At 64.0% G+C, this 25,305-nt stretch carries 22 protein-coding genes; 20 read left to right on the top strand and 2 right to left on the bottom strand.

The window, feature by feature from the left end; translation table 11 throughout:
* Positions 1-66: 66 nt before the first annotated feature.
* The 10 genes from ehuR (at position 67) to doeB (ending at position 9,792) form a co-directional block, all read left to right on the top strand.
* On the top strand, positions 67-1,452 hold the full coding sequence (gene ehuR / locus AC1DX4_RS14265) for a MocR-like ectoine utilization transcription factor EhuR (protein ID WP_477220906.1): 1,386 nt from the start codon (positions 67-69) through the stop codon (positions 1,450-1,452).
* 124 nt (positions 1,453-1,576) lie between these two features.
* Positions 1,577-2,368 carry an ectoine/hydroxyectoine ABC transporter ATP-binding protein EhuA gene (ehuA, locus tag AC1DX4_RS14270; protein WP_477220907.1) on the top strand — a complete coding sequence of 264 codons (792 nt, stop codon included), beginning with the start codon at positions 1,577-1,579 and terminating at the stop codon, positions 2,366-2,368.
* Positions 2,369-2,451: 83 nt separating this feature from the next.
* On the top strand, positions 2,452-3,303 hold the full coding sequence (gene ehuB, locus AC1DX4_RS14275) for an ectoine/hydroxyectoine ABC transporter substrate-binding protein EhuB (protein ID WP_477220908.1): 852 nt from the start codon (positions 2,452-2,454) through the stop codon (positions 3,301-3,303).
* Between the two features lie 125 nt (positions 3,304-3,428).
* Positions 3,429-4,088: an ectoine/hydroxyectoine ABC transporter permease subunit EhuC gene (gene ehuC / locus AC1DX4_RS14280; RefSeq protein ID WP_477220909.1), complete on the top strand. Its 660-nt coding sequence runs from the start codon at positions 3,429-3,431 to the stop codon at positions 4,086-4,088.
* On the top strand, positions 4,088-4,747 hold the full coding sequence (gene ehuD, locus AC1DX4_RS14285; protein WP_477220910.1) for an ectoine/hydroxyectoine ABC transporter permease subunit EhuD: 660 nt from the start codon (positions 4,088-4,090) through the stop codon (positions 4,745-4,747). Before ehuC ends, ehuD begins: the two co-directional genes overlap by 1 nt.
* Positions 4,748-4,750: 3 nt before the next feature.
* Positions 4,751-5,530, top strand: a complete 780-nt coding sequence (gene eutA, locus AC1DX4_RS14290) for an ectoine utilization protein EutA (protein ID WP_477220911.1) — start codon at positions 4,751-4,753, stop codon at positions 5,528-5,530.
* A gap of 5 nt (positions 5,531-5,535) precedes the next feature.
* Positions 5,536-6,522: a hydroxyectoine utilization dehydratase EutB gene (eutB, locus tag AC1DX4_RS14295; protein WP_477220912.1), complete on the top strand. Its 987-nt coding sequence runs from the start codon at positions 5,536-5,538 to the stop codon at positions 6,520-6,522.
* On the top strand, positions 6,519-7,511 hold the full coding sequence (locus AC1DX4_RS14300; RefSeq protein WP_477220913.1) for a cyclodeaminase: 993 nt from the start codon (positions 6,519-6,521) through the stop codon (positions 7,509-7,511). Before eutB ends, AC1DX4_RS14300 begins: the two co-directional genes overlap by 4 nt.
* 92 nt (positions 7,512-7,603) lie before the next feature.
* Entirely contained in the window at positions 7,604-8,782 is a 1,179-nt protein-coding gene (doeA, locus tag AC1DX4_RS14305; RefSeq protein WP_477220914.1) for an ectoine hydrolase DoeA, read from the top strand.
* A 5-nt stretch (positions 8,783-8,787) separates the two neighbouring features.
* The gene (gene doeB / locus AC1DX4_RS14310; RefSeq protein WP_477220915.1) at positions 8,788-9,792 is read left to right on the top strand and encodes a N(2)-acetyl-L-2,4-diaminobutanoate deacetylase DoeB; all 1,005 of its coding nucleotides are present in this window, start codon (positions 8,788-8,790) and stop codon (positions 9,790-9,792) included.
* On the opposite strand, the gene AC1DX4_RS14315 is transcribed toward doeB, so the two are convergent.
* On the bottom strand, positions 9,743-10,789 hold the full coding sequence (locus AC1DX4_RS14315) for a GlxA family transcriptional regulator (protein WP_477220916.1): 1,047 nt from the start codon (positions 10,787-10,789) through the stop codon (positions 9,743-9,745). The genes doeB and AC1DX4_RS14315 overlap by 50 nt on opposite strands.
* A 129-nt stretch (positions 10,790-10,918) precedes the next feature.
* On the opposite strand from AC1DX4_RS14315, the gene AC1DX4_RS14320 reads away from it, so the two are divergent.
* The 4 genes from AC1DX4_RS14320 to AC1DX4_RS14335 all read left to right on the top strand — a co-directional run bounded on the left by AC1DX4_RS14320 (position 10,919) and on the right by AC1DX4_RS14335 (position 15,752).
* The gene (locus tag AC1DX4_RS14320; protein WP_477220917.1) at positions 10,919-11,554 is read left to right on the top strand and encodes an HD domain-containing protein; all 636 of its coding nucleotides are present in this window, start codon (positions 10,919-10,921) and stop codon (positions 11,552-11,554) included.
* An 85-nt stretch (positions 11,555-11,639) separates the two neighbouring features.
* Positions 11,640-12,320: a GntR family transcriptional regulator gene (locus AC1DX4_RS14325; RefSeq protein WP_477220918.1), complete on the top strand. Its 681-nt coding sequence runs from the start codon at positions 11,640-11,642 to the stop codon at positions 12,318-12,320.
* 80 nt (positions 12,321-12,400) lie between these two features.
* Positions 12,401-13,195 (top strand): DeoR/GlpR family DNA-binding transcription regulator, encoded by a 795-nt coding sequence (locus AC1DX4_RS14330; protein WP_477220919.1) that lies wholly within the window; start codon positions 12,401-12,403, stop codon positions 13,193-13,195.
* Between the two features lie 76 nt (positions 13,196-13,271).
* The gene (locus tag AC1DX4_RS14335) at positions 13,272-15,752 is read left to right on the top strand and encodes a GcvT family protein (RefSeq protein ID WP_477220920.1); all 2,481 of its coding nucleotides are present in this window, start codon (positions 13,272-13,274) and stop codon (positions 15,750-15,752) included.
* Here AC1DX4_RS14335 and AC1DX4_RS14340 read toward each other — a convergent pair.
* Positions 15,749-16,618, bottom strand: a complete 870-nt coding sequence (locus AC1DX4_RS14340; protein ID WP_477220921.1) for a LysR substrate-binding domain-containing protein — start codon at positions 16,616-16,618, stop codon at positions 15,749-15,751. The genes AC1DX4_RS14335 and AC1DX4_RS14340 overlap by 4 nt on opposite strands.
* Positions 16,619-16,766: 148 nt before the next feature.
* Here AC1DX4_RS14340 and AC1DX4_RS14345 point away from each other — a divergent pair, with 148 nt between their 5' ends.
* The 6 genes from AC1DX4_RS14345 to AC1DX4_RS14370 all read left to right on the top strand — a co-directional run bounded on the left by AC1DX4_RS14345 (position 16,767) and on the right by AC1DX4_RS14370 (position 25,237).
* Positions 16,767-18,473 carry a Na/Pi cotransporter family protein gene (locus AC1DX4_RS14345; RefSeq protein ID WP_477220922.1) on the top strand — a complete coding sequence of 569 codons (1,707 nt, stop codon included), beginning with the start codon at positions 16,767-16,769 and terminating at the stop codon, positions 18,471-18,473.
* A gap of 143 nt (positions 18,474-18,616) precedes the next feature.
* On the top strand, positions 18,617-19,816 hold the full coding sequence (locus tag AC1DX4_RS14350; protein ID WP_477220923.1) for a 2-aminoethylphosphonate--pyruvate transaminase: 1,200 nt from the start codon (positions 18,617-18,619) through the stop codon (positions 19,814-19,816).
* A gap of 25 nt (positions 19,817-19,841) precedes the next feature.
* Positions 19,842-21,098, top strand: a complete 1,257-nt coding sequence (phnA, locus tag AC1DX4_RS14355) for a phosphonoacetate hydrolase (RefSeq protein WP_477220924.1) — start codon at positions 19,842-19,844, stop codon at positions 21,096-21,098.
* A gap of 236 nt (positions 21,099-21,334) precedes the next feature.
* The gene (phnY, locus tag AC1DX4_RS14360; RefSeq protein WP_477220925.1) at positions 21,335-22,792 is read left to right on the top strand and encodes a phosphonoacetaldehyde dehydrogenase; all 1,458 of its coding nucleotides are present in this window, start codon (positions 21,335-21,337) and stop codon (positions 22,790-22,792) included.
* A 73-nt stretch (positions 22,793-22,865) separates the two neighbouring features.
* On the top strand, positions 22,866-24,224 hold the full coding sequence (gene pbfA / locus AC1DX4_RS14365) for a (R)-1-hydroxy-2-aminoethylphosphonate ammonia-lyase (RefSeq protein ID WP_477220926.1): 1,359 nt from the start codon (positions 22,866-22,868) through the stop codon (positions 24,222-24,224).
* Between the two features lie 2 nt (positions 24,225-24,226).
* Positions 24,227-25,237, top strand: coding sequence for an NAD(P)-dependent oxidoreductase (locus tag AC1DX4_RS14370; RefSeq protein ID WP_477220927.1), 1,011 nt, complete (start codon positions 24,227-24,229; stop codon positions 25,235-25,237).
* The last annotated feature ends 68 nt before the right edge of the window (positions 25,238-25,305 follow it).

Here is a 25,305-nt window from a genome sequence, read left to right on the forward strand (position 1 = left end):
TCCACAGTACCATGATGGCGCATTATTTCGATTGTCAATTGCACTGATTTCGATCTCTAATGAGTCATGACATTGTGGCAACCCGATCCCGCGCTCATCCGGCGGCCGGCCTATCAGTCGCTTGCCGACCAGTTCGCGCGCGCCATCCATGACGGGCGCCTCGCCAACGGCGCCCGGCTGCCGACGCATCGCCGGCTGGCCGATGATCTCAAGCTGTCGGTGCAGACGGTCAGCCGCGCCTATGAGGAATTGATCCGGCGGGGCCTGATTTCAGGCGAGATCGGCCGTGGCAGCTTCGTGCAAACGCAACGCCGCGAGCCGGAGCCGCCCTATCTGCCCGAGCGCCTGGGCGAGGTCATCGATCTCTCGATCCTGAAACCGGTCTGCGAGCCGATGCATCTGGAGCGGCTGAAACAGGCGCTAGGCTGGCTGGCCGAGAACCTGCCGTCGAGTTCGGCGCTGTCTTTCCGGCCCAACATGGTCTTCCCGCGCCACCGCGCCGTGGCGGTCGAATGGCTGAAATTGTGCGGGCTCGATGTCTCCGCGCAGAACATCAGCCTGACCAACGGCGCCACCGCCGGCATGACGGTGGCGCTGATGAGCGTGGCGCCGCCGGGCTCGACCGTTGCCACCGAGGCGATTGGCCACCACACGCTGGTGCCGCTGGCGCGCTATCTCGGCTTCAACCTCGAAGGCCTGCCGATCGATGACAACGGCCTGATCCCGGAGGCCTTGGACGAAGCCTGCCGGCTTTCCGACATCCGCGCTGTGTTCGTGCAGCCTTCGGTGATCAATCCGACGGCAACCCTCATGGATGCTGGGCGCCGCGCCGAGATCGCCGCGGTTGCGCGCAAGCATGACATCGCCATCATCGAGAACGATGTGCTGGGTCCGCTGGTCGAGGACCGGCCGCCGCCGGTGGCCGCCTTTGCCCCGGAACGCACGCTCTACGTCACCTCCTTCACCAAGATCACCGTGCCTGGCTTGCGCATCGGCTATCTCGCGGCGCCCGACCGCTACGTTGCCGCCGTCGCCAACCGGCACCTGGTCTCGAACTGGATGGCAACGCCGCTGGTGGCTGAGATCGCCACCAAATGGGTGACCGACGGCACGGCGATGGAACTCGTGCGCTGGCAGCGCGCCGCACTTCGGCGGCGGCAGGACATCGCCGCCGAGGTGCTTGCCGGGATCGATTATCGCGCCCGCCGCGACGGGCTGCATGTCTGGCTGCAACTGCCCGATGACCGTGCCGAGGAGGGCTTTGTCGCCCAGGCCCGGCTGCAGGGCGTGGCGATCGCGCCGGGCACATCCTTCCGCATTTCCGACGCACCTTGGCATCCGGCGGTTCGCATCTCGCTGGGGTCGACCACCGAAGGGGAACTGCGCGCCGGCCTCGGCGTTGTCACCAAGCTGTTGCTTGGCGATCCGGAGCACCTGCTGCTTGCCATCTAAGCCAGTATTGCTCCGAAATTGTGCGGAATGGGAAATATTGTCATGATATTATTTTCCCAATTGACATGATTTGGCGCGTTCCGCATCGTTAAGGGCACAGGCTTCTCCAGCAGGGGAAATTCACTTGTCCACAACCGCGTCCATCATCAAGATCGACGGCATCTCGAAGAGCTTCGGCAGCTTCAAGGTGCTGGACGGCCTGTCGATGCAGGTCATGCCACGCGAGAAGCTGGCGCTGATCGGCCCGTCCGGCTCGGGCAAGACGACGATCCTGCGCATCCTGATGACGCTGGAGCGCATCGATGGCGGCCACATCCAGATCGAAGGCGAGCAACTCTACCACATGGAGCGCAACGGCCAGCTGCTGCCGGCCGACGAGCGGCATCTGGCCAGGATGCGGCAGAAGATCGGCATGGTCTTCCAGCTGTTCAACCTGTTTCCCCACAAGAGCGTCATCGACAATGTGACGCTGGCGCCGATGCTGACCAAGGGCACGCCGCGCGCTGCCGCCGAGAAGCGCGCGATGGAACTGCTCGAGATGGTCGGCATGGCCGACAAGGCCAAGGCGATGCCGGCACAGCTGTCCGGCGGCCAGAAACAGCGCGTGGCGATCGCCCGCGCGCTCGCCTTGCAGCCGAAGATCATGCTGTTCGACGAGGTGACGTCGGCGCTCGACCCGGAACTGGTCGAGGAGGTGCTCAACGTCCTGTGGCGGCTCTGCGCCGAGACCGACATGACCATGCTGCTGGTCACCCACGAGATGGGGTTTGCCCACGACTTCGCCGACCGGGTGCTGTTCTTCGATCGCGGCAAGATCGTCGAGGAAGGCAAGCCGGACGAGATTTTCCGCAATCCCAAGCAGGAGCGCACGCAAGGCTTCCTGAAGAAGATCATCGCGGCCGGACATCGCGTCTGACCGCTTTGCGGGGGCGGAGGATCGCCCCAGACAAACCAAGGCAAGAAGCCAAAACCAAGACAAGAAACAAGGAGTTGGGAACAATGAAGAAACTTGGCATTCTGGCCGGCGTCGCCGGCCTTGCACTGACGGCGGTGCTGGCCGCCTCGACCGCCGGTTCGGCCGACGACAGCAAACTCGAACAGTTGAAGACGCAGGGCTTTGCCCGCGTCGCCATTGCCAACGAGCCGCCCTATACGGCCGTCGCCGCCGACGGCAAGGTTTCGGGCGCGGCACCCGACGTGGCGCGCGAGATCTTCAAGCGTCTCGGCGTCGCCGACATCGTCGCCTCCATCTCGGAATATGGCGCGATGATCCCCGGCCTGAAGGCCGGTCGTTTCGATGTCGTCACCGCCGGCCTGTTCATGAAGCCGGAGCGCTGCGCCGCTGTCGCATATTCCGAACCGGTGCTGTGCGACGCCGAGGCGATGCTGGTGAAGAAAGGCAATCCGAAAGGCTTCAAGAGCTACGAGGATGTCGCCAAGGACACGACAGCCACGATCGGCGCGCCTGGCGGTGGCACCGAGGAGAAGCTGGCGCTCAATGCCGGTGTGCCGCGCGAACGTGTCATTGTCGTGCCGGATGGCCAGAGCGGCCTGAAGATGGTGCAGGACGGCCGCATCGACGCCTATTCGCTGCCGGTGCTGTCGATCAACGATCTGATGAAGAAGGCCGCGGACCCGAACCTCGAGGTCATCGCCCCGGTGCAGGGCGCCCCGGTCTATTGCGACGGCGCCGCCTTCAAGAAAGGCGACGAGGCGCTACGCGATGCCTTCGACGTCGAGCTGGCCAAGATGAAGAAATCCGGCGAGTTCGCCAAGATTATCGAACCCTACGGCTTCTCGGCGGCCGCCGCGATGTCGACGACACGCGACAAGCTCTGTTCGGCGAAGTAGCGCCTCTTCCTTCCTTCTCCCCGTTTACGGGGAGAAGGTGTCACGAAGTGACGGATGAGGGGCGGCGCCGTATCTTCGCAAGTTTGCGCTGCCCCCATCTGCCAAACGTTGGAACCTCTAATCGAATGACCCAGTGGTCCGGCTATCTCGGCCTGATAGTGCAGGGAGCGCTTGTCACCATCGAGCTGACGCTGATGGGATCGGTGCTTGCCCTGATCATGGCTTTTCTTGCCGGCATGGGGCGGCTGTCGCACTTCTTTGTGCTGCGGGCGCTCGCCACCGCCTATATCGAATTCTTTCGCGGCACCTCGATCTTCGTGCAGCTGTTCTTCGCCTATTTCGTGCTGCCGTTGATTGGCCTTGAGCTCACCCCGCTGCAAGCCGGCGTGCTGGCGCTGGGCCTGAATGTCGGCGCCTATGCAGCCGAAGTGGTTCGCGGCGCGGTGCAGTCGATCGGCCGCGAACAGCACGAGGCCTGCATCGCGCTCAATCTCGGCCGCTGGCAAGGCATGCGCCATGTCATCCTGCCGCAAGCGTTTCTGGTGATGCTGCCGACCTTCGGCAACAACGCCATCGAGTTGCTCAAGGCGACATCGGTCGTCTCGCTGATCTCCCTTGCCGACCTCACTTTTCAGGCCCAGGTGGTGCGCGCCCAGACCGGCAACACCATGGTGCCGTTCGCCACCATCCTGATCATCTATTTCATCCTGGCGCTGCTCATCTCGTGGGGCGTGCGCTCGCTGGAGCGTCGGCTGGCGCGCGGCCTTGACGGGGTGCGCGCCTGATGGAGTGGGACTGGGATTTCGTATGGCAGATCATGCCGACGCTGATCCAGGGGGTGAAGATCACCATCCTGGCGACGCTGCTCGGCTCGGTGCTGGCGGCGATCGTCGGGCTTGGCATTGCGCTCGCACGCCGCTCGCCCAACAAGGCCTTGTCGCGCACCGTCGGCTGGGCGGCCGAATTCATTCGCGGCACCCCGCTTCTGGTGCAGCTCTATTTCATCTTCTACGTGCTGCCCGACATCGGCATTCTGCTGCCGCCGCTCGTCGCCGGCGTCATCGGGCTCGGGCTGCACTACGGCACCTATACGGCCGAGGTCTACCGCGCCGGCATCGACAATGTGCCGCGCGGCCAGTGGGAGGCCGCCAAGGCGTGCAATCTCAGCGCCACGCAGACCTGGACGCACATCATCATCCCCCAGGCCATCCCGCCGATGATCCCGGCACTGGCCAACTATTTCATCGCCATGTTCAAGGAGACGCCGCTGCTTTCGGCAATCACCGTGCTGGAACTGATGAACCAGGCGAAGAGCGTCGCCAACACCTACTATCGTTACATCGAGCCGATCACGCTGGTCGGCGCTTTCTTCCTCGCCATCAGTCTCTGTTCGGTCGTGCTGCTGCGCTGGCTGGAACGCCGCTACGGCAAGATCGAGAGGTAGTTCGTGAAACCCTTGCCCGACATCAAAGTCCACCCGAAACGGCCATCGCTTGATGATCGGCCGCTCGAGCGGCGCATCGGCCTGATCATCCTGGCCACAGACCACACCAGCGAGCCGGACTTTCGCCGCATGGTGGCGAGCGAACGCATCGGCGTCTATGTCGCGCGCATTCCCTATGCCAACCCGACGACGCCGGAAAACCTGCGCAAGATGCAGCCGGCGCTGACCGCGGGAGCAGCGCTGATCCTGCCCGACGAGAAACTCGATGCGATCTGCTACTCCTGCACCTCGGCCTCGGTGGTGATCGGCGATGCCGAGATCGGGGCCGCGATCCAGGCGGCCAAGCCCGGCGTTCCCGTGGTCACCCCGCCGATGGCGGGCGTGCGCGGGCTGAAGGCACTCGGGGCGAAAAGGATCAGCCTCCTCACCCCTTACACGGTCGAAACCTCCAGGCCGATGGCGGCTTATTTCGCAGCGCGTGGTTTCGAGATCGCCAGCTTCACTTGCCTCGGTTTCGAGGACGACCGCGAGATGGCGCGTATTCCGCCGTCAGCGCTTGTCGATCTCGCGCGCCAGACGACCGATGCGAGCGCCGAAGCGCTGTTCGTGTCCTGCACGGCATTGCGCGGTGCCCTCGCAGTTGCCGGCATGGAGGAGACAATCGGCCGCCCTGTGGTGACCAGCAACCAAGCCAGCGCCTGGAACTGTCTTCGGCTGTGTGGCGATGAGACGCCGCGTCCGGAGTTCGGCCGTCTGATGACGCTGCCTTTGCCGCGCGATTGACGATCATGGCGACCGTCACTCTTAGCGATATTCGAGCCGCGCGTGAGCGCATTGCCGGCAAGGCCGAGCGCACGCCAACTGTGCCGTCTTCAAGTCTCTCCGAGCAGATGGGCATCCCCGTTCACCTCAAGCTCGAACACCGCCAGACCACCGGCAGCTTCAAGCTGCGCGGCGCCTCGAATGCCGTCGCCTCATTGAGCGCGGAAGAAAAGGCACGCGGCCTGGTCGCGGCGTCGACCGGCAATCATGGCCGGGCGCTGGCGCATGCTGCGAAGCTCGAAGGCATGCGCGTGGTGATCTGCATGTCGCGTCTGGTGCCTCAGAACAAGCTCGACGAAATCCGCCGGCTGGGCGCCGAAATCCGCATCGTCGGCAACAGCCAGGACGACGCGCAGCAGGAGGTCGAGCGGCTGGTGGCACACGAGGGGTTGGTGATGCTGCCGCCCTTCGACCATCCCGCAATCATCGCCGGGCAAGGCACGCTTGGGCTGGAGATGGTCGAGCAGGTTCCGGATGCCGGTCTCGTCCTGGTCCAGCTTTCCGGTGGCGGGCTGGCCTCCGGCGTGGCAGCGGCCATCAAGGGCGTCAGCCCCGGCACAAAAATCATCGGCGTCTCGATGGCGCGTGGGGCGGCGATGAGGGCAAGCCTCGATGCCGGCAAGCCAGTGCTCGTGGAAGAACTGCCGACGCTGGCGGATTCGCTCGGCGGCGGCATCGGCCTCGACAATAGGCTGACCTTCGCCATGTGCCGCGATCTGCTCGACGACGTCATTCTGCTCAGCGAGGACGAGATCGCTGCTGGCATCCGCCATGCCTATGCGCAGGAGCGCGAGATCGTCGAAGGCGCCGGCGCCGTCGGCATCGCCGCACTGCTCGCCGGCAAGGTCAAGGCGAACGGGCCGGTGGTGGTGCTTCTCTCCGGCCGCAACATCGACATGAACGCGCACCGCAAGATCATCTGCGGCGACGCGATCACGGAGCGCGCTGCATGAGCCGGATGACGATCCTCACTGAAGCTGAATTGCGCAAGATCGTGACGCTCGATCTCGATGCCGTCGCTTGCGTCGAGAATGCTTTCCGCGCGCTTGCAACACTGCCGGTGGCGATGCCGCCGATCCTGCGGCTGGATATCCCCGAGCATCGCGGCGAGGTCGATGTGAAGACCGCCTATGTGCCCGGCATCGATGGCTTCGCTATCAAGATCAGCTCAGGCTTCTTCGACAATCCGAAGTTCGGCCTGCCGAGCGGTGGCGGCATGATGGTGCTGCTGTCGGCAAAGACCGGTGTGGTCGAGGCGCTGCTGCTCGACAATGGCTATCTGACCGATGCCCGCACCGCTGCGGCAGGCGCGGTCGCGGCCAAGCATCTGTCGCGCGAAGACTCGACCGTAGCAGCGATCTTCGGCGCCGGTTTGCAGGCAGGTCTGCAATTGGAAGCACTGCGCCTTGTCAGGCCGATCGAGGAAGCACGCATCTGGGCGCGCGACGCAGCCAAGGCCGAAGCCACTGCTGCCCGCTTGCGCGAAAAACTCGGCATCATCGTGCGCGCCGTATCAGACGCGGCAAATGCGGTTGCCGGTGCCGACATCATCGTCACCACCACGCCTTCGACCGAGCCGCTGATCAAGGCCGGCTTCGTCGCCGCTGGCCAGCACATCACCGCCATGGGCTCGGATGCCGAACACAAGAACGAGATCGCGCCTGCCATCCTGCGCATGGCCGACCTCTATGTCGCCGACAGCGCCCGCCAGACACGGCGCCTGGGCGAGCTGCATCATGCCATCGCGGCGGGTGTGCTGGCCGCAGATGCAGAGGTGACCGAACTCGGCCAGATCATCGCCGGCGCGAAACACGGCCGGCGCTCAGTCAGCGACATCACCATTGCCGACCTGACCGGCACCGGCGTGCAGGACACGGCGATCGCGACGCTCGCCCGCGACCGGGCGCGGGCGGCCAATGCCGGAACCATTTTTGAAAGCTGATGCTGGCCAAAGCATGATCCGGAAAAATGGGACGAGCCGGATTCAACAAAGTTGAAACAGGCTTCAGGCCCAACAAACGAGGACCAAAAACAATGCAACCAAATTTGAAATTCTCGCGCGGCGAATTTGCGGATCGCCTCGCCAAGACGCGCCGAGCCATGGAGGCGAAGGGCGTCGATCTACTTGTTATCAGTGATCCCTCCAACATGGCCTGGCTGACCGGGTACGATGGCTGGTCGTTCTACGTGCATCAGGCTGTCATCGTGCCGCCATCGGGCGAGCCGGTCTGGTACGGACGAGGCCAGGACGCCAACGGCGCCAAGCGCACCGCCTATCTCGCACATGACAACATCCTCGGCTATGCCGACCATTACGTACAGTCGACCGAGCGTCACCCGATGGATTTCTTGTCCAGCGTGCTTGCCGATCGCGGCTGGGGCAAGCTTACCATCGGCGTCGAGATGGACAATTACTGGTTCTCGGCCGCCGCCTTCGCATCGCTGCAAAAACATCTGCCCAATGCCCGCTTCGTCGACGCCACCGCCCTGGTCAACTGGCAGCGCGCGGTGAAGAGCCCGACCGAAATCGACTATATGCGCAAGGCCGCCCGCATCGTCGAGGCGATGCACCAGCGCATCGTCGACAAGATCGAGATCGGCATGCGCAAATGCGATCTCGTCGCCGAAATCTATGATGCCGGCACGCGCGGCGTTGACGGTATTGGCGGCGACTATCCGGCGATCGTGCCGCTGCTGCCGTCGGGCGCCGATGCCTCGGCGCCGCACCTGACCTGGGACGACCAGCCGATGAAGTCGGGCGAGGGCACCTTCTTCGAGATTGCCGGCTGCTATAACAGGTACCACTGCCCGCTGTCGCGTACGGTGTTCCTCGGCAAGCCGACACAGGAATTCCTCGATGCCGAGAAAGCGACGCTGGAAGGCATGGAGGCGGGGCTTGCGGCGGCGAAACCCGGCAATGCCTGCGAGGACATCGCCAATGCCTTCTTCGCCGTTCTGAAGAAATACGGCATCGTCAAGGACAACCGCACCGGCTATTCGATTGGCCTGTCCTATCCGCCGGACTGGGGCGAGCGCACGATGAGCCTGCGCCCGGGCGACCGCACCGAACTCAAGCCCGGCATGACCTTCCATTTCATGACCGGCCTGTGGCTGGAGACGATGGGGTTGGAGATTACTGAGTCGATCCTGATCACCGAATCCGGTGTAGAGTGCCTGGCCAATGTGCCGCGCAAACTGGTGGTGAAGAATTGAGCCCGATGTCCAGCCTCCGCCCGTCGCCGATCGCGCCGACTGTCGATTTCGACAAGGACGGCGTCCAGCACGGTTTTCTGCGCTTGCCCTACAGCCGCGACGACTCGGCCTGGGGCTCGGTGATGATCCCGATCTGCGTCATCAACAATGGCGAGGGGCCGACGGCGCTGCTCTCCGGCGGCAACCATGGCGACGAGTATGAAGGGCCGCTGGCGCTCTACGATCTTGCCCGCACGCTCGATCCCAGGAACGTCAGCGGCAGCGTGATCATCGTGCCGGCGATGAACTATCCGGCCTTCCGCGCCGGCACGCGAACATCGCCGATCGACAAGGGCAACATGAACCGCAGCTTTCCCGGCCGGCCGGCCGGCACGGTGACGGAGAAGATCGCCGACTATTTCCAGCGTGAGCTGCTGCCCCGCGCCGACATCGTCTTCGACTTCCATTCCGGCGGCAGGACGCTGGACTTCGTGCCGTTCTGCGCCGCGCACACTTTGCCCGACAAGGTGCTGGAGCAGAAAGCCTTCGACGCGGTGGCCGCATTCTCCGCCCCGTTCTCGATGCGCATGATCGAGATCGACTCGGTCGGCATGTACGACACGGCGGCGGAGGAAATGGGCAAGGTCTTCGTCAGCACCGAGCTTGGCGGCGGCGGCACCTCGCGCGCGCAAACCGTGCGCGTCGCGCGGCGCGGCATTCTCAATGTGCTGCGCCACGCCGGCATTGTTGCTGGTGCGGTCGAGAAGGGCAGAACCCAGTGGCTGGACATGCCGTCCGGCGATTGCTTCTCGTTTGCCGAAGACGACGGCATGATCGAAACCATGGTCGATCTTGGCGAACCCGTCGAAAAGGGCGCGGTGCTTGCCCGCATCCATTCCACCGGCCGCACCGGCATCGCGCCGCAGGAGATCCGGGCAAAAATGTCGGGCATGCTGGCGGCGCGGCATTTTCCCGGCCTGGTCAAGGCCGGCGATTGCGCCGCGGTGGTTGCCGTCGAAGTCGAGGGTTAGGCGCAGCCGTCTCCGCCGCCATCAAGGCGGGGGTCTGTGCCTCATCGACCTGAACACGCCGATAGGCGGCAGGTGTCACCCCGATCTTGCGCTGGAAGGCGCGTCGAAACGTGTCGACGTCCGAAAAGCCGCATTGGTCGGCGACGAGCTTCGGCGCAGCACCCGTTTCCAGCAGGCGCTGCGCGGCTTCGACCCGGATCGCCTCGACCCAGGCTGACGGCGTGATGCCGACCTCCTGGTGAAACAGTCGGGCGAAGTGGCGCGGGCTCATGCCGGCGCGGCCAGCGAGCTGGTCGACGCCGTGCTCGGCAGCGGGGTTGGCGATGACCCAGCGCTGCACTTGTTGCAGCGCCGACCGTCCGGTCGGGCTGCCGGCGCCCTTGCGGCTGTACTGAAGCTGGCCGCCGCTGCGGCGGAAATACATGACGAGCTGCGCCGCGACACGACGCGCGATCTCGGCGCCGAGATCTTCCTCGACCAGCGCCAGCGCCAGGTCGAGCCCGGCGGTCACCCCGGCCGCCGTCCTGATCTTGCCGTCACGCACATGAATGGCGTCGACATCGAGGATCACCTCGGGAAAGCGCTCGGCGAGCCGGTCGGCCACGGCCCAATGCGTGGTGGCGCGGCGGCCGTCGAGCAGTCCGGCCTCCGCCAGCAGAAAGGCGCCGGTGCAGACCGATCCATAGCGTCGGGCAGTCGTGCTGACGGCGCGCAGCCAGTCGAGCACAGGCGCGCTGTGCGCCGATCGTCCCAAATGCGGCGCGCCGGCCACCAGCATCGTGTCGAGGCGCGGCATGTCAGCCTGTCCAACAACGAAATCGGGCAGCAGCCGTGCTCCCGAGGAGCAGCTTACTGGGCCGTCCACCGCTGCGACGACCGATAGGACGTAGGCTTGTCGGCCAGCCTGCAGATTGGCCTCGGCGAAGACATCGAGCGGCCCGGAGACATCGAGCAACTGCGCGCCGTCCATGGCGAGGATGCCGATCCGCAAAACCATCTGTCCGCTCCCCATCAGCTCCCAAGTCTGCTTTCTCAGTGCTTTGGCAGAAATCATCGTGATAAAACAATTTCTGCCATAGCCGATAGCGCCTAGATTGTCACCTCAGATCCATCAGGAGACGACATCATGGCCACCATCCTCAACGGCGCCATTCCCGACAGCAAACTGGCGCGCGCCATCACCGCCTTCATCCGCGACACCGAGACCGAACTGCTCTTCAACCATTCGAGCCGCGTCTATCATTTTGGCGCGCTGGCCGGCCTGCATCGCGGGCTCAAATTCGATCGCGAACTGCTCTACGCCGGCGCGATGTTCCACGACATCGGGCTGATGCCGAGCCACTCGAGCCAGCATGAACGTTTCGAGGTCGATGGCGCTCACGCCGCGCGCGACTTTCTGCGCAGCCATGGCATTGCCGAGGAGGATGCCTACACGGTCTGGACCGCGATTGCGCTGCACACCACGCCGGGCGTGCCGGTTCACATGCATCCCGTCGTGGCGCTGGTGACGGCCGGCGTCGAGATGGACGTGCTCGGGCTGACCCATGCGCAATATTCCGACGAGGAGCGCGAAACGGTGGTGCAGGCCTTCCCGCGGACGCCGGCCTTCAAGGAAGACATCATCCAGGCCTTCTATGACGGCATCAAGCACAAGCCCGACACCACCTTCGGCAACGTCAAGGCCGATGTGATCGCCGACAAGGAGCCGCATTTCCACCGCGGCAATTTCTGCTCGGTGATCCGCAACTCAGTCTGGCGGTAGGAGCGGCAGGTCGTACACGAGGATACTCATATCCAGTCCGGTGGTTTTCCACTACGCTCGATTCCGCGTGACAGGGGAGCATCGATTGCGCGGATTTGCGGAAAGCCTGATCGAGAGGCCGCAGACGGTGGCGGAGCAGGTCGCCAACGTGCTGCGCGAGGCCATTGCCAGCGGCACCCTGAAGGCCGGCACCGCGCTGCGCCAGGACGAATTGGCCGAGCAGTTCGGCTTCAGCCGCATGCCGATCCGTGACGCCCTTCGCCAGTTGGAAGCCGAGGGCATCGTCTCCATCCACCCGACCAAGGGTGCGCATGTCGCTCGGATGGACGGTGCCGAAATCAGCGAAATCTACGCGGTGCGCGAACTGCTCGAATGCGAAGCGCTGCGGCTGTCCGTGGCCACCCTGTCCGACGGCAAGCTCGACGAGGCCGAACAGGTGCTCGACCAGATCGACGCCGAGCGCAATGTCGGCCGCTGGGGGGCGCTGAACCGCACCTTTCACCTCTCGCTCTACCATGCCTGCGGCAACCAGCGTCTGCTCAGCCTGATCGAGGCGCATCACAACGCGGCCGATCGCTATGTCCGCATCCTCTTGTCGAACCTCGACTATCGCACCCGCTCGCAGAGCGAGCACCGCGACCTGCTGGCCGCCTGCCGCCGGCGCGACGGCAAGAAAGCCGTGAGCGTTCTGCGGCAGCATCTTCGCGAAGGCAGCAAGACGCTCGTCAATGCGATAGAAAGCGGCGGCCTGTCGCGGAAGCCCTAACCCTGGCCGAAGGCGCGGTTGCATGCGCGCCGGTTCACTGCCACATATTGCAACATCAATGCTCGACATAAGGGATTGCCATGTCTCCCGTCAGCCGCCTGCCGGCACGCGCCCTTGCCCCGCGCCGTCACGACGAGATCCTGAGGCGGCTGAGCGCCCAGGGGTCCGTCAGTGTTGCCGAACTGGCCGAGTTCTTCGATATCTCGCGCGAAACCATCCGTCGTGACCTGAAGCTGCTTTCGGACCAGAGCAGGCTGGGCATCGTGCATGGCGGTGCCGCTCGCTTCGAACCGAGCGAACCGGCGATGAGCCTGCGCAGCCAGGAAAATGCCGGTGGCAAGGCGGCGATCGGCAAAGCGGCCGCCGGCCTGGTCAGGGATGGCATGGTGGTCTTTCTCGATTCCGGCACCACCACTTTCGCCGTCGCCCAGGCCATGGCCGGACTGCGCGATCTCACCATCTGCACCGCCAGCCTGAAGATTGCACTGCATCTTTGCCATGTCCCCGGCATGCGCGTGCATATGCTGGGCGGCGAAATCGATCCGGGCGAGGAGGCGGCTTCCGGCATCGACACGCTCGATGCCATGGCCCGCTTTCGCGTCGACATCGCCTTTCTCGGTGGCGGCGCCCTATCCCCCGACGGCGAGGTCACGGACTTCACCCGCGCCGGCGCCGAGCAACGCGGCCGCATGATCGCGCTCGCCAGAAAAGCCTATTTCGTGCTCGACAGCAGCAAGTTCGGCAAGCTGACGCCGCTCAGGGTTCCGAATTTCGACCGCGCTGCGGGCGTGATCGTCGACGCCAATCCCAAACCCGCCCTTGCCGAGGCGCTTTCGCAAAAGGGTCCCGAACTCATCGTTGCGTCATTGATGTGATATTTTGTGACTTTTTGAGTTGATATTTGGTTTTCCTGTGTTAGTGTCCGCCATCCCTTCAAATGGCGGAACGCTCATGGCACATGAATTTCCCACCCAGGCTCGAATCGTCATTGTCGGCGGCGGCATTATCGGCTGCTCTGTCGCCTATCACCTGACCAAGCTCGGCTGGACCGATGTCGTGCTGCTCGAACAGGGCCAGCTTAGCGGCGGCACCACCTGGCACGCCGCCGGCCTTGTCGGCCAGTTGCGCAGCCATTCCAACATGACCAGCCTGATCCGATATTCGACGCAGCTCTATAGCGAGCTGGAGGCCGAGACGGGGCTCGCCACCGGCTGGAAGAATTGTGGCTCGCTGTCGGTGGCGCGAACGGCCGATCGAATGACCGTGCTGAAGCGCACGGCCGCGTCGGCGCGCGCGCAAGGCGTCGATATCGATGTCATATCGGCGAAGGAAGCCGGCGATCTCTGGCCTGTCATGGCGACCGACGATCTGGTCGGCGCTGTCTGGTTGCCTGGCGATGGCAAGGCCAATCCGACGGATCTGACGCAGTCACTCGCCAAAGGTGCGCGCAACGGCGGCGCGAGGATATTCGAGCGGGTGAAAGTTACCGGCATCACGGTGAAAAACGGAGTCGCCTGTGGCGTCGAGACGGACCGTGGTGGCATCGCTGCCGAGATCGTCGTCAACTGTGCCGGTCAATGGGCGCGCAAGGTCGGGCTGATGTGCGGCGTCTCGGTGCCGCTGCATTCGGCCGAGCACATGTACATCGTCACCGGCAGGATCGAGGGTGTGCATCCCGACCTGCCTGTCATGCGCGATCCCGACGGCTTCATCTATTTTAAGGAAGAGGTCGGCGGCCTGGTCATGGGCGGCTTCGAGCCGCACGCCAAGCCGTGGGGCATGAACGGCATCCCTGAGAATTTCGAGTTCGCGCTGCTGCCGGACGATTGGGATCAGTTCGAGATCCTGATGGAAAACGCGCTTGTCCGCGTGCCGCAGCTGGCTGAGGCCGAGGTCAAGAAATTCTACAATGGTCCCGAAAGCTTTACCCCGGACAACAATTTCATCCTCGGCGAGGCGCCGGAGCTGAAGAATTTCTATGTCGGCGCCGGCTTCAATTCGATGGGCATCGCCAGCGCCGGCGGTGCGGGCAGGGCGCTGGCCGAGTGGATCGTCAACAGTGCGCCGACCATGGATCTGTGGCCGGTCGACATCAGGCGCTTCGCCTCGTTCAACAACAATCCGCGCTGGCTGCATGATCGGGTCAAGGAGACGCTCGGCCTGCACTACGCCATGCCGTGGCCGAACCGCGAACTGGATACCGCGCGGCCGTTCCGCCGCTCGTCGCTCTATGACCGGCTCGCGGCAAAAGGCGCCTGCTTTGGCTCGAAAATGGGTTGGGAGCGCGCCAACTGGTTTGCCGCGCCAGGCGAGAAGGCTGAGAACGACTACGCCTTCGGCCGCCAGAACTGGCACAAGGCGGTGCGGCGCGAAATGAAGGCGACGCGTGAAGCGGTTGCCATCTTCGACCAGACCTCCTTCGCAAAACTGCTCGTCCAGGGCCGCGACGCCTGTGCCGTGCTCAACCGGATCTGCGCCGGCAATGTCGACGTGCCCATAGGCACGTCGGTATATACGGGCGCGCTCAATGCGCGCGGCGGCTACGAAAGTGACCTCACCGTGATGCGGTTGGGTGCGGAGAAATTCCTCATCGTCACCGGCTCGGCGCAAGCCCTCCACGATGCCGACTGGATCGTCAAAAACATCCCGTCCGATGCCCATGCGGTCCTGACCGACGTCACCTCGTCCTATGCGGTGCTGGCCCTCATGGGGCCGCGCTCGCGCGACCTCTTGGGCAAACTGTCCTCGGCGGATCTCTCCAATGCCGGCTTCCCCTTCGCCACCATGCGCGAGATCGATATCGGCTACGCCACGGCCTATGCCAACCGCATGACCTATGTCGGCGAACTCGGCTGGGAACTGATCGTGCCGACCGAATTCGCCGTCGGCGTCTACGAGGCGCTGCATGAGGCGGGCCGTGAATTCGGACTGCTGGATGCCGGCTACTACGCGCTTGACGCCTTGCGCATCGAAAAGGGTTTTCGCGCCTGGGGGCGTGAGTTGACGCCCGACATTAACCCCTGGCAGGCTGGGCTCGGCTTCGCGGTCGCCATGGACAAACCTGATGATTTCATCGGCCGCGACGCGCTGCTCGAGGCAAAGACTTCGGCGGCGCCGGCCAGGCGCGTCGTGCTGTTCACCCTCGACGATGCCGAACCGATTCTGTGGGGCGGCGAACTGATCCTGCGCGACGGCAAACCGGTGGGCGAAGTGCGTTCGGCTGCCTACGACCACACGCTTGGCTGCTCGGTGGCGCTCGGGCTGATCGAGAATGAAACCGGCATCGACGCTGCGTTCCTCAGCGGCGGTCGTTTCGAGATCGATCTTGCCGGTATACGCCATGCCGCGACAGCGCATCTGCGCAGTCCTTACGACCCGAAGTCCGAGCGGGTGAAGGCGGATGTGCTGGAGGTGAGAGCGGTGGCGGCTTAATCCACCGACATCGAACGCGCCATGTCGAGAAAGGCGCGCACGAGTTTGCCGCCGCTGCGTTCGCGCAGGCAGATCAGCGCTTCGTCCATCAGCGTCTCGGGCGCGTCGATGGTGATCGGCACCAGCCGCGAATCCTGGCCGAACTCGGCCGCCGAGACAAAGCCGATGCCGGCGCCCGAGGCGACGATCTCGCGGACCGCCTCGCGGCCTTCGGCCTCGATCACCGGCCTCAGTTCGATCTTCGAAGCCGCAGCGAGGTCTTCGAGCTTCTGACGCGTCTTCGAGCCGCGCTCGCGCATGACCAGCGATTCCTGCGAAAGCTGCTTGAGCGTCAGCGACTTTTTGCCAGCCAACGGATGATCGACGGAAGCGAAAGCGATGATCGGCGTGGAGTTGAGTTTCAACACCTCGAAATCGCGTCCCGTCGGTATCTCGCCCAGGACACCGATATCGGCATCATAGCTGTAAAGGCTGCTGATCACCGTCTCGGTGTTGCCGGCGCGCACCGAGACCTGGACGCCGGGATAACGCGCGCGGAAACTGCCGAGGATGTGCAGCAGATGATGCGCGGCATCGGCGACAATGCGCAGCGTTCCGGAGCGCAGTGCGCGTGACTCCGTCAGAAGTTCGAGCGCCTGCTGTTCGGTATCGAACATGCGGTGGGTTATTTCGAGCAGCTTCTGACCCGAATGGGTCAGCGTGACCTGCTTCTTGTTGCGGTTGAACAGCAGCACATCATACTCTTCCTCGAGCTTGCGCACCTGGTCGGATATGGCCGGCTGGGTCAGGAACAGCGCTTCGGCGGCCCGCGAAAACCCGCCTGATATGGCCACCTGATGAAAGGCCCGAAGCTGAACGTAGCGCATCGTCTGTGCCTCCGAGACGCTGAAATCGACCGCAGTCTATCATAAGGTGCGCTAACTAAAAGATAGAAACGAACGATTTGACTTATGTTTAGCCGACCATCAGCCTGAGTGTGGGTCGACGTCCCTGCCGGCCGTTGGAGGCGCGGCCATGCAATTTTCCATCATTCTGCTGCATCTGGCGGGTGCCGTCATGCTGCTGCTTTGGGCCGTGCGCATGGTGCGCACCGGTGTCGAGCGCGCCTGTGGCCCGGCATTGCGCGATGCGCTGAGACAGGCCCGGAATGCCCGGATCAGGTCGGCTTGCGCCGGCACGGTGCTTGCCGTGCTGCTGCAAAGCTCCACCGCCGTCGCCATCCTAGCGGCCGGCTTTGCCGCCAGCGGCATGGTCTCGGTGTCGGCCGGGCTGGCGATCCTGCTTGGCGCGGACTTGGGTTCCTCCCTGGTGGTGCAGGTGCTGTCCTTCGACCTCAGCTGGCTGATCCCGGCGCTGATCCTGGTCGGCGGAGCGATGTTCCTGAAGTTCGAGGCGCGTGGCATCAAGCAGGGTGGGCGCATCCTGATGGGCATCGCCTTCGTGCTGTTGTCGCTGCACATGATCGGCGAGGCCACCGCGCCGATGCGGCAGAGCAATTTGCTGCCCCTGGTGATCTCTTATCTGCGCGCCGACTATTTCACCGCCTTTGCCGCTGCTGCCCTGTTCACATGGCTGATCCACTCCAGCGTCGCGGCGATCCTGCTGTTCGTCACGCTTGCGGCGCAGGGTGTCCTGCCTGTCGAAGTCGGCCTGTTCTTCATCCTCGGCGCCAATTGCGGCGGCGCGCTGATCGCCGTCTGGCTGACGCGCGGCGAGGCCGTCCAGGCGCGCCGCGTCCCGCTGGGCAATCTGATCTTTCGCGGCACGGCAGCACTTGCCGCCCTGTTCGCGCTTCAGGCTGTGGCGTTCCCCACGGATTTGTTCGGCACAACCGAAGGCCGGCAATTGGTCAATCTGCACCTCGCCTTCAATCTGGTACTGGTGGTCTTCTGCCTGCCTTTCACCGGCATGATGGAGCGGCTGGTCATCTTGCTGATCGCCGACAGGCCGGTGGCAAAGACGGAGGAAGGCACGGACCTCATGTCGCGTCGCAGCAGCGCGCTCGACCGCAGCGTCATGCGCACGCCAGGCCTCGCTTTGGCCAGCGCGACCCGCGAGTTGCTGCGCATGGGCGAGGTCGTCGAGGTGATGCTGCGTCCGGTGATGGATTTCTTCGACGCCGGCACCGCCGAGCAGATCCGCCAGGCACAGAAGCTCGATGAAGAGGTCAACCGCGCCCATACCGACATCAAGCTCTACATCGCCGAGGTCAATCGCGGCAGCATGGCCGCGGCCGAAGCCCAGCGCGGCATCGAACTCACCGATTTCGCCATCAATCTCGAACGCGCCGGCGACATCGTCGCCAAGAACCTGCTCATGCTCACCCAGGAATTGCGCGACAAGAACCTGCGCTTTTCAGGCGATGGCTGGAGCGAACTGTCCGGGCTTCATACCCGTGTCATGGCCAACATGCAGCTTGCGCTCAACGTGCTGGTGTCGAGCGATCTCGAGTCGGCGCGGCAACTCGTCGTCGAGAAGGAGCGGATGCGCAAACTGGAACGCATGAGCCATGACCGTCACCTCAAGCGCCTGCAATCGGGAATGCCGCAAAGCATCGACACCAGCGACATCCATCTGGAGGCGGTCCGGGCGCTGAAGGAAATCAATTCGCTGATGGCCTCGGTCGCCTATCCCTTGCTGACGCAAAGCGGCGATCTGCTCGAAAGCCGGCTGGCGAAGGGCGGTGGGACCGCGGACGAGATGGCTCCCGCGCTGGCATGACAAGGCGGAACTGCTCGACGGAAGCCGGCCAACTTATCCATCGCTTAAATCGATACTTCGATATGAAATAACGATTTTACAAATATGTCGTTCGGGCCGAGACTAAGGCCATATCAAAAAGCAGCGATCTGTCGGAGGACACCATGCTCGCCGAGACCAAATTTGCCGCGGAGCCGCTGGCCAGTCCGGCGTTGGGCGAACCTTATCTGCTGACCCCGGGTCCGCTGACCACGGCCTATTCGGTCAAGCAGGCCATGCTGCGCGACTGGGGATCCTGGGACGGCGATTTTCGCGCCATGACATCAGATATGCGCCGCCGCCTGCTGGCGCTGACCGGTGATACACGCGGCGAATTCGATTGCGTGCCGATGCAAGGCAGCGGCTCCTTCTGTGTCGAAGCAATGCTCGGCTCATTCGTCCCGAAAGACGGCAAGGTGCTGGTGCTGGCCAACGGCGCCTACGGCCTGCGCGCCGCGCAGACCATGCAGTATCTTGGCCGCGCCTATACGCTGATCGACAAGGGCGACTATCTGCCGCCGCGCGGCGACGAGGTGGCGGCGGCCCTTGAGGCCGACCCGGCCATCACCCATGTCATCGCCATCCATTGCGAGACCAGCTCAGGCATTTTGAACCCGGTCGCCGAGATTGCCGAAGCCGTCCATGCCAAGGGTCGCAAGCTGCTCGTCGATTCCATGAGCGCCTTCGGCGCCGTCGCGCTCGACGTCAACGAGATCCGCTACGAGGCTATGGTCTCGTCCGCCAACAAATGCATCGAGGGCGTGCCGGGCTTCGGCTTCATCATCGCCCGCAAGAGCGAGCTGGAAGCAGCCAAGGGTCGCAGCCATTCACTGTCGCTCGACGTTCATGCGCAATGGGCGCACATGAACAAGACAGGCCAGTGGCGCTACACGCCGCCGACGCATGTCGTCGCCGCCTTCCTCGAAGCGCTGCGCCAGCACGAGGCCGAGGGCGGTGTTGCCGGCCGAGGCGCCCGCTACACCAGGAACCGCGACGTCATGGTGGCCGGTATGCGCGACCTCGGCTTCGAGACCTTGCTTGGGGATCGCTGGCTGTCGCCGATCATCGTCACCTTCTTCAACCCGGCCCACGCCAACTTCGCCTTCGACCGCTTCTACGAGCTGATGAAGGACAAGGGCTTCATCATCTATCCGGGCAAGCTGACCGCCGTGGATAGCTTCCGCGTTGGCTGCATCGGCCAGATGGACGAACATGTCATGCGCCGTGTCGTCGAGGCGGCGGCTTTCTCGCTTCATGAAATGGGCGTCGACACCGCCGCTCCACCCGCAGCCGCACTCGCCGAGCGCGCCAAACTCGCCGCCTGAAGCGGCCGATCTCGAGGATTTTTCGATGAACCAGATGTCTCCCATCAATGTCGCAGTCAACGGCCGCACCTACGCCTGGCCGCGTGTGCCGGCCATCGCCATCTGCCTTGACGGCTGCGAACCGGCCTATCTCGACGAAGCGATCAAGGCCGGGCTGATGCCGGCTCTGGTCAGGATCAAGCAGAAGGGCACGGTGCGCTTTGCCCACTCGGTCATTCCGAGCTTCACCAACCCCAACAATCTGTCGATCGCCACCGGCCGTCCGCCGTCAGTGCACGGCATTTGCGGCAACTATCTCTACGAGCGCGAGACCGGCAAGGAAGTGATGATGAACGACCCGCGCTTCCTGCGCGCGCCGACCATTTTTCAGGCCTTCTACGATGCCGGCGCCAAGGTGGCGGTGGTCACCGCCAAGGACAAGCTGCGCGCCCTGCTCGGCAAGGGACTGGCCTTCGCCGAAGGCCGTGCGCTGTGCTTCTCGGCGGAAAAGTCGGACACCACGACCGTCGCAGAACACGGCCTCGACAATGCCTCCAAGCATTTCGGCCTGCCGGTGCCGGAGGTCTATTCGGCCGAACTGTCGGAATTCGTCTTCGCCGCCGGCGTCCAGTTGCTCAGGGAATTCCGCCCGGATATCATGTACCTGACCACCACTGACTACGTGCAGCACAAATACGCACCGGGCGTACCGCAGGCCAACGCCTTCTACGAAATGTTCGACAAATACCTGACCGAACTCGATGCGCTGGGCGCGGCGATCGTCGTCACCGCCGACCATGGCATGAAGCCCAAGCACAAGGCCGATGGCTCGCCCGACGTCGTCTATGTCCAGGACCTGCTCGACGAGTGGCTTGGCAAGGACGCCGCCAGAGTCATCTTGCCGATCACCGACCCCTATGTCGTGCACCACGGCGCGCTTGGTTCCTTCGCCACCGCCTATCTTCCAGCTGGTGCGGATCAGGCCGGCATCATGGCGCGGCTGGCGGAGATTGACGGCATCATGCTGGTCGTCGACAGTCCGACGGCTTGCGAGCGTTTCGAACTGCCGGCCGACCGCATCGGCGACATCGTGCTGATCTCGACCGAGAACAAGACGATCGGCACCTCAGAACACCGCCACGATCTGGCGGCCCTCAACGAACCGCTGCGCTCGCATGGCGGGCTGACCGAGCAAGAGGTGCCGTTCATCGTCAACCGCGTGCTGCCGGACCTGCCGAACGAGCCGACGCTGCGCAACTTCGATGCGTTCTACTACGCGACGATGGCGGCGGCTCTGGCGTGATGTCGAGCGTGATTGTCGACCCCCACTCCGCCGAGCTTCGCTCGGCACCTCTCCCCCGATCGACGGGGGAGAGGAAGGGCGCCAGGGCTAGAAGCGGCTTTGCCCGCAAGCTTGGGAGCGCCGACCTCGCCTGATTTCCTCTCCCCCGTCGATCGGGGGAGAGGTGGCCCGAAAGGGCCGGAGTGGGGGTCGATCTCCCGCCGCGACGTACCAAAGAATCTGCTGGAGCAGAACCCATGACCAAGCTTGACCCTGCCATCAAAGTTCGCCACGAGCCGATGCGCATTGCCGGCAGGAAAGTCGATGCCGATGGCGTCGTCGAGGTGCGCTATCCCTGGAACGACACTGTTATCGGCACCGTTCCGGCCGGCCGCGCTGAGCATGCGCGCCAAGCCTTCGAGATCGCCGCCGGCTACAAGTCGAAGCTGACGCGCTACGAGCGCCAGCAGATCCTGTTTCGCACGGCTGAAGCGCTGGCGTCGCGCCGCGAGGAAATCTCCGATCTCATCACGTTGGAACTCGGCATCTCCAAGGCCGACTCGCTCTACGAAGTCGGCCGCGCCTATGACGTGTTCACGCTGTCGGCGCAGATGTGCATCCAGGACGACGGCCAGATCTTCTCCTGCGATCTCACCCCGCACGGCAAGGCGCGCAAGATTTTTACCACCCGCGAGCCTCTGAAGGCGATCTCGGCGATCACGCCGTTCAACCATCCGCTCAACATGGTCTCGCACAAGGTGGCGCCGGCGATCGCCACCAACAATTGCGTGGTGGTCAAGCCGACCGAGCTGACGCCGATGACGGCGCTGCTTTTGGCCGACATTCTCTACGAAGCCGGCCTGCCGCCGGAAATGCTGTCGGTGGTAACCGGCTGGCCGGTCGACATCGGCAACGAGATGATAACCAACGAGAATATCGACCTGATCACCTTCACCGGCGGCGTGCCGGTCGGCAAGATGATCGCCCGCACCGCCGGCTACAAGCGTCAGGTGTTGGAACTTGGCGGCAACGATCCGCTGATCATCCTCAACGATTTGTCGGACGAGGATCTGGCAAAGGCGGCGGACCTGGCGGTGGCCGGAGCGACGAAAAACTCCGGCCAGCGCTGCACGGCGGTCAAGCGCATCCTCGTCCAGGAAAGCGTCGCCGACCGCTTCGTGCCGATGGTGCTGGAGCGGGCGAAGAAGATCCGCTTCGGCGATCCGATGGACCGCTCGACCGACCTCGGCACCGTGGTGCACGAGAAGGCGGCAGCCCTGTTCGAGGCCCGTGTTCATATGGCCGCCGAGCAAGGCGCCGACATCCTCTACAATCCGGGCCGCCAAGGCGCGCTGTTGCCGCCGATCGTCGTCGATCGCGTGCCGCACACATCCGAGCTGGTGATGGAAGAAACCTTTGGGCCGATCATCCCGATCGTGCACGCGCCGGACGATGACGACGCACTCATAGCACTGTCCAACTCCACCGCTTTCGGCCTGTCGTCGGGCGTCTGCACCAACTCCTTTCCGCGCATGCAGAAATACATTGCCGGCCTGCAAGTCGGCACCGTCAACATCTGGGAAGTGCCGGGCTACCGCATCGAGATGTCGCCCTTCGGCGGCATCAAGGACAGCGGCAATGGCTACAAGGAAGGCGTCATCGAAGCGATGAAGAGCTACACCAATGTGAAGACATTTTCGCTGCCCTGGTCCTGACCGGGTCAAACCAACTGGCAGACCAACCGAGGGGGCGTTTTGACGCTCCCTCATTCGTGTTTCGGAGACGGTGATGGCCGCGATAACTGAGCTTGTGCATACCGAGGGCGATTCCAACACCACAGCCGCACGCGGCCGCTGGGATGTCGGCCAGGACGATCCCCGCATTCGCGGCCTGCTCGACCGCGACGCCGCCGCCTTCATGCACCAGAGCCTGTCCAGCCCCTGCCTGTCGACGATCGCCAAGGCGGAAGGCATCTGGATCGAGGACACCGCCGGCCGCCGCTTCATGGATTTCCACGGCAACAGCGTGCATCACCTTGGCTATGGCCATCCGAGATTGGTGGCGGCGATCAAGAAGCAGCTCGACGATCTCTGCTTCGCACCACGCCGCTTCACTTGTGAACCCGCCGTCGAGCTGGCCGAAAAGCTGGCAGCCCTTGCGCCCGGCGATCTCGGCAAGGTGCTGTTCACCACCGGCGGCTCGGACGCCATCGAGGTGGCGCTGAAGATCGCGCGCGCCGCGACCGGCCGTTTCAAGACGGTTTCGTTCTGGGATGCGTTCCATGGCGCCGGTTTCGGTGCCGCGAGCGTTGGCGGCGAAGCAACCTTCCGCTCGCACATAGCCGGGCCGATGATGACCGGCACCGAGCACGTCGCGCCCTGGGACGGTTACCGCTGCCCCTATGGCCACGATTCCTTGGAAGCATCCGGGATCGCCTGCGCCAACATGATTGCCTATGTGCTCAGCCGCGAGCAGGATGTCGCAGCTGTTATCGCCGAGCCGATGCGGGCGACGCCCAACCCGCCGCCGCCCGGCTTCTGGAAGCGCGTGCGCGAGGCCTGTGATCGGCACGGCACGCTGCTGATCTTCGATGAGATCCCGACCGGCCTCGGCAAGACCGGAAAATTCTTCGCCCATGAGCATGATGGCGTGACACCAGACATCGTCGTTCTCGGCAAGTCACTCGGCGGCGGCATCTTGCCCATCGCCGCTGTGATCGCCCGCCGCGACCTCGACGTCACCGGCGGCTTTGCCATTGGTCACTACACCCATGAGAAGAACCCGGTGACGACGCGCGCGGCGCTGACCACCATCGACATCATCCTGGAGGAAGGGCTGGTCGAGCGTGCGGCCGAGCTTGGCCAACATATGCTGGGACGCATGCAAGACCTGATGGCGCGCTCGCCCCATGTCGGTGACGTCAGGGGCAGGGGGCTGATGGTCGGCGTCGAACTGGTCGAGGATCGCGCCACGCGGCAGCCCGCCCGTGAGCTCGTCGAGCGCGTCTTTTACGCCTGCCTGGAGCAGGGCCTGAGTTTCAAAGTCAGCCAGGGCAATGTGCTGACGCTGTCACCGCCACTGGTGATTTCGAAGAATGATCTCGACCGTGCGCTCGACATTGTCGAGGCCGCCGTGCTGGCGGCCTGATCGTGAAGGCTGTGCGCACCGATCAGGAGCTCGAATGCCCTGGCATCGATGCCGGTCTGCGGGCGAGGGGCGTCGAGTTGGCAACGCTGCCTGACGGCATTCCCGAAGACGATCTCATCGAGGCCGTCGCCGACGCCGATCTTCTGCTGATGTGCTACACGCCGATTACCGCGCGGGTGATCGGCGCCGCGCGGAAATTGAAGGGCATCGTCAAATATGGCGTCGGCGTCGACGCCATCGACATCCCCGCCGCGATGCGGCGCGGCATTCCTGTCGTCAATGTGCCCGAATATGCCGAGGAAACCGTCGCCGAAGGCGCCTTCGCCCTGATGATCGCGCTGGCCAAGCGGCTGCCGGCGATAACGGCGGCGGTGTCGCGTGATGGCTGGGTCTGGCCGGAGCAGCGCTGGCTCGGGCGCGACATTTCCGGCGCCACGCTTGGCCTCGTCGGCTGCGGCAAGATCGGCCGCAGCATGGCACGCATGGCCGGCCAGGGATTTCATGCCCGGGTTCTCGGCTTCGATCCCGGTGTCGATGCCGCGACCATGCACGCCGCCGGCATCGACAAGGTCGACGACCTGCAAGCCATGCTGCGCGTCTGCGATTTTGTCTCGATCCATTGCGTGCTGAACGACAGGACGCGCGGCCTGATCGGCAAGGCGGAACTCGCCTGCCTGAAGCCTTCCGCCATCATCGTCAACGTCTCACGCGGCGCACTCATCGATGAGGCGGCCCTTGTCGAGGCGATCATTGCCGGGCGCATCGGCGGCGTCGGGCTCGACGTCTATTCGGTGGAGCCGCTCTCCAGGTCGGCCCATCCGATGCGTGCGCTTTTCGATCGCGACAACGTGATCCTGTTTCCGCATCTCACTTTCTTCACGCACGAAGCGATGCGCCGGCTCGAGGACGACACGCTCGCGCGTTGTTTCGAGATCCTCGACGGCCGGTCGGTGACCATCCGCTCGCATGACCCGCGTTTGCGGGCGCAGACGTCAGGCGTTCTGTTCAGCTGATAAAATATATCTTTCAAAGGGATAGGCGCTTTCCGCGTAGCCACGATCGCGGCCCGCGACAGGGATGC

It is taken from the genome of Mesorhizobium sp. P3_A8, from assembly GCF_056402995.1.